The sequence below is a fragment of the Endozoicomonas atrinae genome (assembly GCF_001647025.1).
Classification (GTDB): domain Bacteria; phylum Pseudomonadota; class Gammaproteobacteria; order Pseudomonadales; family Endozoicomonadaceae; genus Endozoicomonas; species Endozoicomonas atrinae.
On sequence record NZ_LUKQ02000220.1, the window covers coordinates 1 to 8,999 of the forward strand.

The following is an 8,999-nucleotide window of genomic DNA, read 5'->3' on the forward strand; positions in this document are numbered from 1 at the left end:
TAGACTTCAGGAAATAACCTTCAATCTTGGGATAACTCTCACCAGCCTTCTCAGAAGGCTGGCGGTCTCAGCCCCCTTTTAGGGGGCTTAAAGCAAAACCACGTTCTACGAACGTGGATCATTTACTAAATTACTGCTGTTTCATCAATACCCGCTTATTTAAATTTTTTTTTGCTTGAATAGCAGAGTGTTTTACAGATGCTGACGATCCTGACTTGCAGGGATAAAATTTGTTGTGTACAAAATTTAGATAGAAAATTCTGTAGTACTCATATTTTTAAATTCGTCTAAAGTTATTTAAATTCAACGAGGGCTAAATCAGAGGGGGAACTTGCTGACTCTATTTTATATATGGATGATCGGTTCTCAGAGCTGGTCTGTGCCAGGTAGTGCATTCAGCACTACCTAGCACAGATTATAGGTCATTGAATCAACGTTGAAGTAAAAGAAAAACTCCGAACATCAAACAGCCCATTCGATGTTAGTTTAAGTTCAGGAATCACCGGAAGGCTCATAAAGACCAGCGTCATCAATGGCTGAATATTGGCGTTAACGCCCAGTGTGTTACGTGCCTTGCTTAAAAGTTCTCCCATGGTTTTCGCGACGGTCTCCGCATTCTGGTCAGACATCAAGCCGGCAATGGGCAGAGGCAGTTCGCCAATCACTTCACCATTCTGCACCAGAACAAAGCCTCCACCGATGGATTCCACCTGCTTAACGGCCGTCAACATATCCTGGTCGTTGTCACCCACCACGACAATATTGTGTGAGTCATGGGAAACCGTCGTAGCGATAGCGCCTCCAGTCAGTCCATAATCAGCAAGAATAGCCAGTGACATATTGCCAGACGCTTTATGGCGCTCAATCACCGCCAGCTTATTCAGCCCTTGATTCAGGCAGGCATCAAACAGGCCATGGTCATCGGCTTTGACATCGACTGTCAGGGCTTTGGTCAACACACCACCGGGAAGTACGCCAATTGCTCTTGCTTTGTCAGAAGTCAGTGGTAACTCAAAATTCTCAACACTCAGCGGTGCCAGTTTTACCGTATTCATGACTGACGAGCAGTGATAGTCTTCTATAGCTACCAGCAATTCACCATGACGGGCGACTTCCTGACCAGCACAGAATACACGATTGACGTTAAAACTCTCGAGATCGTCAATGATCACCACATCGCCGTCGTAACCGGGCGCCAGGGCACCTTTCTTTTTCAGGCCATAGCACTCTGCAGCATTCAGCGTACCAATGGTAATGGCCATGATCGGGTCGATACCGGATTCAACGGCCAGGCGCAGGTTCTTATTGATATGACCACCATTGATAATGTCTTTGGGCTCACGGTCATCAGTACAGAACAGACAGCGGCGGGCGTTTGCGGCATTGACACCTTTCACCAGCTCCAGCAGATCTTTACAGGCGGAGCCTTCACGGATCTGGATATACATACCCATCTGGATTCGTGCCAGCATCGCTTCAATACTGGAACACTCATGATCGGTTTTAATGCCGGCCATGGCGTAGGCCTGAAGATCCAATCCTTTCAGCCCGGGGCTGTGGCCATCAGCAATATAGCCATGGTCGTGTGCCAGTTTGACTTTGGCCAGCATGGCTTCATCACCATTGATGACGGCAGGGAAGTCCATGACTTCCCCAACGCCCAGGACATCCGGGTGGCTGATCAGCTCAGCCAGGTCTTCTGCCATTAACTTTGCTCCCGCTTCCTCAAAAGGGGTCGCCGGTACGCAGGAGGGCAGCATGATTTTCACATTCAACGGCAGGTTTCTGGAGGCATCCAGCATATAGCGAATGCCATCAAGACCGCAGACATTGGCGATTTCATGGGGGTCGGCAATGACAGTGGTGGTACCGTGGGGCAGGACAATACGGGCAAACTGGGGTGGGGTGATGGAAGACGACTCAATATGAACATGGCTGTCAATCAGGCCCGGCATCACAATACCGCCATTAGCGTCTATGATCTCACGGGCTTCATAATCACCAATACCAATGACTTTGCCCATACCCAGCGCCAGAGGGCCATCAATAAGACGCTGGTTAAATACATCAACCACTGTACAGTTGATGATCAGTGTATCTACGGGGATGCGGCCAGCGGCCATATCAATCAGTTGTTTCATACGTTAAGGCTGCTCGTAAACTATCTGGCAAAAGACCGGGCAGGGTGCCCGGTCGATGACTCATGCAATCACTTGTCTTTCAGCGTGCGTTATTCAGCAGCACTTAATACCGGATCAAAGATACTCTGAGTAGCAAAGCAGACGGCACCCAGGTCGGTCATGGCGTAATCAGGGATGGCTGTGATTTCCAGGCAGCACATATAGAAAACAGGGTCAGGCAGGTCACAGCCCAGTTCCCTTGTAATTGCCTTCATATTCCGTTCTGCTGCAGCCATTTCCTCTGGGCTGATATCGGAAGTAACGCCACAGATTGGCAGGTGAATGAAATCAATGATCTCGCCGTCTTTCACAATCACCTGACCGCCGCCTTTTTCTGCCAGGTAGTTGATAGCAGTGGACATATCCTCAGAGTTGGTACCGATACAGACAATATTGTTGTCATCCGGTGCCTTGGAGCTGGCCATGGCACCGGCTTTCAGCTTCCAGCCGGAAACAAAGGCCACTGGCTTGTTGCCGTTCTTGCCAAAACGTTCAACCACTGTGGCGTAGAGAACATCGTTTTCAACATCCGGCAGCACCACACCATTTTCAACGTTGAGCTGCACATCTCGGCGGCGACGGACGAAAGGCACATCAAAGTCCACTTCCATGGACAGCACGTTCACCTTGTCTGCTGTGAGGTCGGTGTATACCTTCATGTCAGCCGGGGTAATAGATGGGATTCTCAGTTTGGAAGAGAGAATTTCACTGCGTGCCGGTGGTTGCAAGTCAATCGCCATCTTGCCGCCATCAACCACCAGTTTGCCCTTGGCGATGACCTTATCGATATTGAACTTGCGCAGGTCTTCCACCAGCAAAATGTCGGCGATTTTTCCTGGAGAGATAGAGCCCACCAGGTGATCAATACGATAGGCTTCGGCACTGTTCAGGGAACCCATCTGGATGGCGGTGATCGGGTCAACACCTGCCGCGATGGTCATACGGATCAATTTATCCATATGGCCGTTTTCAAGAATTTCTGATGGAATCACGTCGTCAGTACAGAAGCTGACACGACGGGCCACACGCGGATTGATATGCGTCACGACCTTCATGTTTTCATTAAGGAAGTGAGAGATGGATGATTCACGAATCAGCAGGAACATGCCCTTGCGGATTTTTTCCATGGCTTCGGTGTGGTCGTAGCTTTCATGATCCAGTCGAACACCAGCACAGAGTACGGAGTTGAGACGAGTACCAGTGGTCATGGGCGCACAACCGAAGATAGGCTGATTGTTCTCGCCAGCCAGCTCAATGGCTTTCATTACGCCGTCGTGTTTATTTTCGACAAACTCGGAAACGGTTTCCCAGACGCCGTACACTTCAGGCCATTTCTGCACTTCCTGATGCACTTCCGGGGTCACGTTAAAGCCGACGGTGGATTCTGGCAGGGTGTAAGGCGCAGTAAACGGCAGACCCCAGAATACTTTCAATGGTCCCTGATTGATTTCGTCCAGAACTTCACGAACACCTTCCAGCCCGGCCGTTACCAGGTACTGATCGAGACCGGAAACGATGCTGGTGGTACCGCAGGGCACCACGGCTTTGGCAAAGCTGGTCATGGACATCTTGCTGCACTCAATGTGCAGATGGCCGTCGATCAGACCGGGAACCAGGTATTTGTTTTCAGCGTCGATAATCTGGGTGTTTTCACCGATGTAAGCTTCAACATCGCCAGTGGCAACGATTCTGGAGCGGTAAACGGCAATATCAGCGGGGTAGATCTCTGCCGAGGTGACGTTCACCAGTTGACCGTTTTTGATCACCAGGTCAGCAGGAATACGGGCAGCTCCAGCGTCAATCAGATCGCGCAGGTTTTCTTTAATCATTGTGTTTCACTCAACTCAAATAATGGTCTTCAATGCGGCGTTCCTTGAGCAGGTTTCCAGCTTTTTTGTCGGATAACGCTGACTGCCGCTTGTTACAAATGTCTAAAACAGTCGTTCTTAAAATGGAGGCCTTTACAGGAAGGCGTATCGAGCCAGAAATACCACGGTTAACAAGGCACACACGGGCGAGACTTCATGCTTTCTACCAGACGCCAGTTTGATCACGGTGTAGGTAATGAAGCCAGTGGCAATTCCTTCGGTCAGCGTGAAGCTGAAGGGAATCATCACGGTGGCCACAAACGCGGGCACGGCTTCGGTCAGGTCGTGCCACTGAACCCGGGTTAACTCGGAAGTCATCAGCAGACCAACATAAATCAGGGCACCTGCAGTGGCATAAGCTGGAATCATCCCGGCCAGGGGTGAGAAGAAAATGGCCATCAAAAATAGCAGACCAACCACTACAGCCATCAGACCGGTTCTGCCGCCTTCAACGACACCGGTTGCACTTTCAACGTACGGGCAGACAGAAGAAGTCCCCATAAATGCACCGGCAGCAGAGCTGAGGCTGTCCACAAACAGGGATTTTGTGGCGTTCGGGTAATTGCCGGTTTCGTCCGCAAGCCCGGCTTTATCCGTTACCGCAACAAAGGTGCCAGCAGACTCAAAGAGGCTGACCAGCATAACGGAGATAATGACCCCAATCAGGCTGAGATCAAGAGCGCCCATCAGGTCAAGCTGGCCAAGGACTGGTGCAATACTGGGCGGTAATGAAGCGATGCCCTGGTATTCCACATCACCCAGTAACCAGCCAGCAAAGGTAATGGCGATTATTGAGATCAGAACCGCCGCCTTAAAGCCACGTTGAACCAGTACCATCATCAGGAGAAAGCTGGCACAACCCAGAACAAACGGGATGGAGCGAACGTCACCGATGGTCACCATGGTGCTTGGCGTGGCCACAATAATACCGGCATTGTGCAGACCCACCAGGGCAATCATCAGACCACAGCCAGTGGCAATGCCAATGCGCAGGCTTAAGGGAATACTGGTGATGATGTAGGTGCGAAATCCCGCAACCGCAGCAAACAGTAGTGATCCCCAGAAGATGACGGCCATGCCGGTCTGCCAGGCCAGCCCCATGCCGCCCACCAGAACAAAGGCAAAGTAGCTGTTCAGACCCATAGCTGGTGCCATGGCAATGGGCAGGTTGGCCAGCAGACCCATGGCAATACTGCCAATGGAGGCGATCAGACAGGTAGTGACAAACACGGCCTGGGCATCCATACCTGCAGCGGAAAGAATCTGCGGGTTTACAAAGATGATGTAGGCCATGGTCAGGAAGGTGGTTATGCCGGCCATGACTTCCTGACGGATATGGGTGCCTTTAGCCTGAAGCTGAAACTGACGGTCTATCCATCCTGTTTTTTCCGGCGGAGGACATTGGGATTCAGTAATATGACGGGATGCTTCAATAGCCGCAGTAGTCATTACAAACTCGGATGGGAAATCGATGGATGATGATGAACGATCGTTACGTTCAAGATTATTATACGTTCGTTCAAAAAAATTACATCAGTTAAAACAACGGGTTACGTAAATTACTTAAACCAGTACGTACGATTTATAAAAAGTTTCCTATAAGTGTGACCATTGATTCCGGTGATTTTTGTAGCCCGATAGATCTAACAAAAGGCAGGCAACGGGCCAGGAAGCTGGAATAGGGGGATAACTGCTTTGGTAGCTGTGTAAAAACTGATGTTGAGAACTGGAGGGTCAGAAAAGCTGGCCAGGGGTTTTGCCACGAAAGGCGGTATTTGGGAGATGGGTAAAATGGGTTAGAAATATAGTTAATTTGGACAGGTAGCTAGACTTGCCCAGCTACCTGTTATGCTTTTATCCAGAATATCAGTTCTTATAAACCCAGAACTCTGGATTCACGACCTCAGTGAAGTCAGGACCAGTGCCCGTCTGAGGGTTTACGTATGTGCGCATCATGACTTTAAACTTACCAGCACTCTGGGTAGGATCAATTTCGTAACAGTTATTGACTCCACTGCAGTCAGTCTTGACGGCTAGTCGGAACATTTTCCCGTCAAGGTTGCGTTTGGCATGGGAAGCAGGCTTATTTTTATCCTTCTTACCATCCTCATACTCTTGGAGCTGAACCTTATCAAAATCAATGGTCGCGATTGCTTTGCCCGTTTCTGGATGATAGAAACCAAAGTTCCAGAATTTTGCATACTCGGTAGCTACATGATCCACACCGGAAATCACAAACTGGCTGTCGGGTGAGCTCAGGTCGATCTCGAGCATTTTTCCGGTTTCAGGATCATTGATATTTACATAAAGTGCATCAAGGTTATTGCCCCAGCAGTAACTACCGGTTTCAACACAGTGCTGTGGATCATAGTCCCTGCCAACCACCACTGCTTCTTTATCAGGAATGCCATACTCTTTTTTGGTATCGCTTAACCATTCCCCATAGCTGCCATTTCCTGATTTCTCTTTCTCATGCACACCTGTCTTGCGTTCGAGCAATGTTTCGACAGGAAATGAAATATAACCAATGTTTTCGTCAGCTGTAACACGCATTAGCTTAACCGGATTACTTTTAGTCCAATCCAATACAGCCTGCTCATCTTTGAAAGGTCTTGCAAAACGACCGACAATACGAAATGTATCGGCTGTCGCAGGATCATTGCCAAAGGTATAAAGTTTATCTGACAGTGCCTTTATATTGATCCCTTTCTCTGGGTAGCCACTGGCGATAAAAGCTTTTTTAATCTCTTCTGCCATTATCTGATTTGGAGTGGCTATATGAACAAATACCTCACCTTCTCCGCCAAAGTCTGGATTAGGAATGTAATTCATGGTGATTTCATTGCGAGTTTCACCAGCAGCAGCGTCAACGATTACCCCGTTTGAGCGGTTTGGTGTAGGAGGGTTTTCTCCTTCTTCAAGTGGCGTCTTATCTCCGGGGCGAGGAATTTCTGACTCAGAGCGTTCATAAATCAGAGTTTCATAGCCGAAGTGGGTGACATCGGGAGGGAGAATACCATACATTACCATGGCCTCATTAAGGTCAATGGTCCATGTAGCAGATGCAGGGAATATGAAATCAGGTGAGATCGGCACGCCAGGGCTAGCTTCGGTGCATCCAGTTACTGGGCAGGGGAAAAGATTTCCACTGTACAGTAATGAAGTGTTGGCGAAGTTTTCACAGGTTTTGGCATCACTGACCAAACAGTCTACATAGGCTGACATCATGTTTCTGTCTTGAACAATCATACCATTTGTACGAAGCAAGCTTTTTGTATCTTCCAAAATCTGGCTGCTCTGAGCGTTCACAGATGCAAGCAGCATAGCGATACTGCCAGCTAACATTGTTTTTTTCATATTAATAGCCTCCATGGTGATAAATATGGTTAACAGGTGATAACCAATCTCTGGAGGCCATATTGAATGGAATTCTATTGTTTACTCTACCGGTTCTAGAGATTGCAAAGAATTTTCAGGATTATGCAATTTCTTATTTTCCAGATTTAGACAGGAAACCAGGTACTGCTTGGGGGTTGACCCGGTAATTTGTCGAAATGCCTTATAGAAGGTTGATCCTGAACCAAAGCCAGCTTCGTACCCAAGATCCTTGGGAAGCAGCCTTGTCCCAGTATTGGCCATCGTCTCTATCTTTGCTTTAACGACTTCAACCCGGAATTGATTGATATAGTCATTAAATGAGCTGCCGGTGTTCTGATTGATCACCTGGCTGATGTATGAACTGCCTAGGCCAAACTCATTGGAGAGATCAGCAACTTTCAGGTTTTGTTCAAGATACAGTTTTTTGGTGCGCAGCAGCTCATCAACCATTTGAAAATAGTGAACAGACTCCGTATCACTCAAGCCACTGTGTCGATATTTAATACAGTCCGAGATTATTTCGGGGTCATCATTGTCACTATGGTTTTCAGCGAGTTCCTTAGGAGACTCTATCCCTATTGCGGCTGTCGATTTCAGGTAAAAGAGACAGAAGGCCAGGGTAAACAGGCTGGAGAGCAGCGTATAAACCTCACCCCCTGAGTCGGGTGCACTGTCGGGGTGATTGATACGAGTCCCCGCATAAAAGAGTGATGCAAGAATCGTAAATAAGATATTGAATATTGAGAAAAAGCAGACCCAGCGCAGAGCGGTGTCATTCTGGGTGTGCTGCCAGGCTGAAGTGAATGAAGGCCATGCGAGTTTCAGTGTGGCCCACTGGTAACCTGCGAAGATAATACTCAGCATTAACAGTAACGTCAGGTTCACCATGGGAGATAATGCCAGCACCGGTATAAAGGCTTGCCAGTCCTGCTCTGGGATCAGTTGCTGGATCCAACTGCCTTCCAGGGCGACGATCAGCAGGAAAATAAAGGGGAAGAAGTGAACGATATCCCGGGGTTCAGTTTTTTTCTGGTGATTCAGTAATGCCAGTGTTGTCAGAAATAGGGCTGGGTGAAGCAGTGATCGTAAAATCAGATAGCTGGTGCTGGCGATAATCTGCCCCTGGTGGTTACCTGTCGTGGCGATATACATAACCAGATGCAGGATGCTCACTAGTAAAGGAAGGCAGAGAAAACGATCGATTACTCTGAGGTTGTCTTGCCGGCTACTTCTGATAAATAGAGAAAATAAGAGAATAAACTCGGTGATGAATGTGCCCCAAAGTAGATACTTCACTCGCGTATCCTGATCCTGATCTTTTTTGTCTGATTTTGTTGGCTGCTGACGGTTGTTGAGCTTTTGTCAGCTGATAGATGGTTAAGTTTCAATAGGATACCTGCTTATTGAAATAAATTACACACCGGATAGAGATTGCAGATTTCTTATCAATAGTCCGGACAGTTTTCCGAAATAGGCAACCATGAGAGGAATCAACCAGAGTAGAGAATCCTAATAATCTATCTGTTGATACCTCCTCTCATGGAAATCATAGTTAAGTCTGCTCTGGACAGTA

5 protein-coding genes are annotated in these 8,999 nt (G+C 48.1%); all 5 read right to left on the bottom strand.

Going from position 1 to position 8,999, the window contains the following annotated elements; genetic code table 11:
- Positions 1-422: 422 nt before the first annotated feature.
- The 5 genes from ade to AK963_RS21760 all read right to left on the bottom strand — a co-directional run bounded on the left by ade (position 423) and on the right by AK963_RS21760 (position 8,722).
- Positions 423-2,141: an adenine deaminase gene (ade, locus tag AK963_RS21740; RefSeq protein WP_066017521.1), complete on the bottom strand. Its 1,719-nt coding sequence runs from the start codon at positions 2,139-2,141 to the stop codon at positions 423-425.
- An 89-nt stretch (positions 2,142-2,230) separates the two neighbouring features.
- Positions 2,231-4,009, bottom strand: coding sequence for an adenine deaminase C-terminal domain-containing protein (locus AK963_RS21745; protein ID WP_066017522.1), 1,779 nt, complete (start codon positions 4,007-4,009; stop codon positions 2,231-2,233).
- Positions 4,010-4,141: 132 nt separating this feature from the next.
- Positions 4,142-5,497 carry an NCS2 family permease gene (locus AK963_RS21750; protein ID WP_139117578.1) on the bottom strand — a complete coding sequence of 452 codons (1,356 nt, stop codon included), beginning with the start codon at positions 5,495-5,497 and terminating at the stop codon, positions 4,142-4,144.
- A 417-nt stretch (positions 5,498-5,914) separates the two neighbouring features.
- Complete coding sequence (locus tag AK963_RS21755; protein ID WP_139117579.1) at positions 5,915-7,405, bottom strand: hypothetical protein; 1,491 nt, start codon at positions 7,403-7,405, stop codon at positions 5,915-5,917.
- Between the two features lie 81 nt (positions 7,406-7,486).
- Positions 7,487-8,722 (bottom strand): helix-turn-helix domain-containing protein, encoded by a 1,236-nt coding sequence (locus tag AK963_RS21760; RefSeq protein WP_139117580.1) that lies wholly within the window; start codon positions 8,720-8,722, stop codon positions 7,487-7,489.
- Positions 8,723-8,999 lie beyond the last annotated feature (277 nt).

Coding starts and splice junctions, on each gene's coding strand:
- ade (WP_066017521.1), bottom strand. CDS start 2,141: ATGAAACAACTGATTGATATGGCCGCTGGCCGCATCCCCGTAGATACA.
- AK963_RS21745 (WP_066017522.1), bottom strand. CDS start 4,009: ATGATTAAAGAAAACCTGCGCGATCTGATTGACGCTGGAGCTGCCCGT.
- AK963_RS21750 (WP_139117578.1), bottom strand. CDS start 5,497: ATGACTACTGCGGCTATTGAAGCATCCCGTCATATTACTGAATCCCAA.
- AK963_RS21755 (WP_139117579.1), bottom strand. CDS start 7,405: ATGAAAAAAACAATGTTAGCTGGCAGTATCGCTATGCTGCTTGCATCT.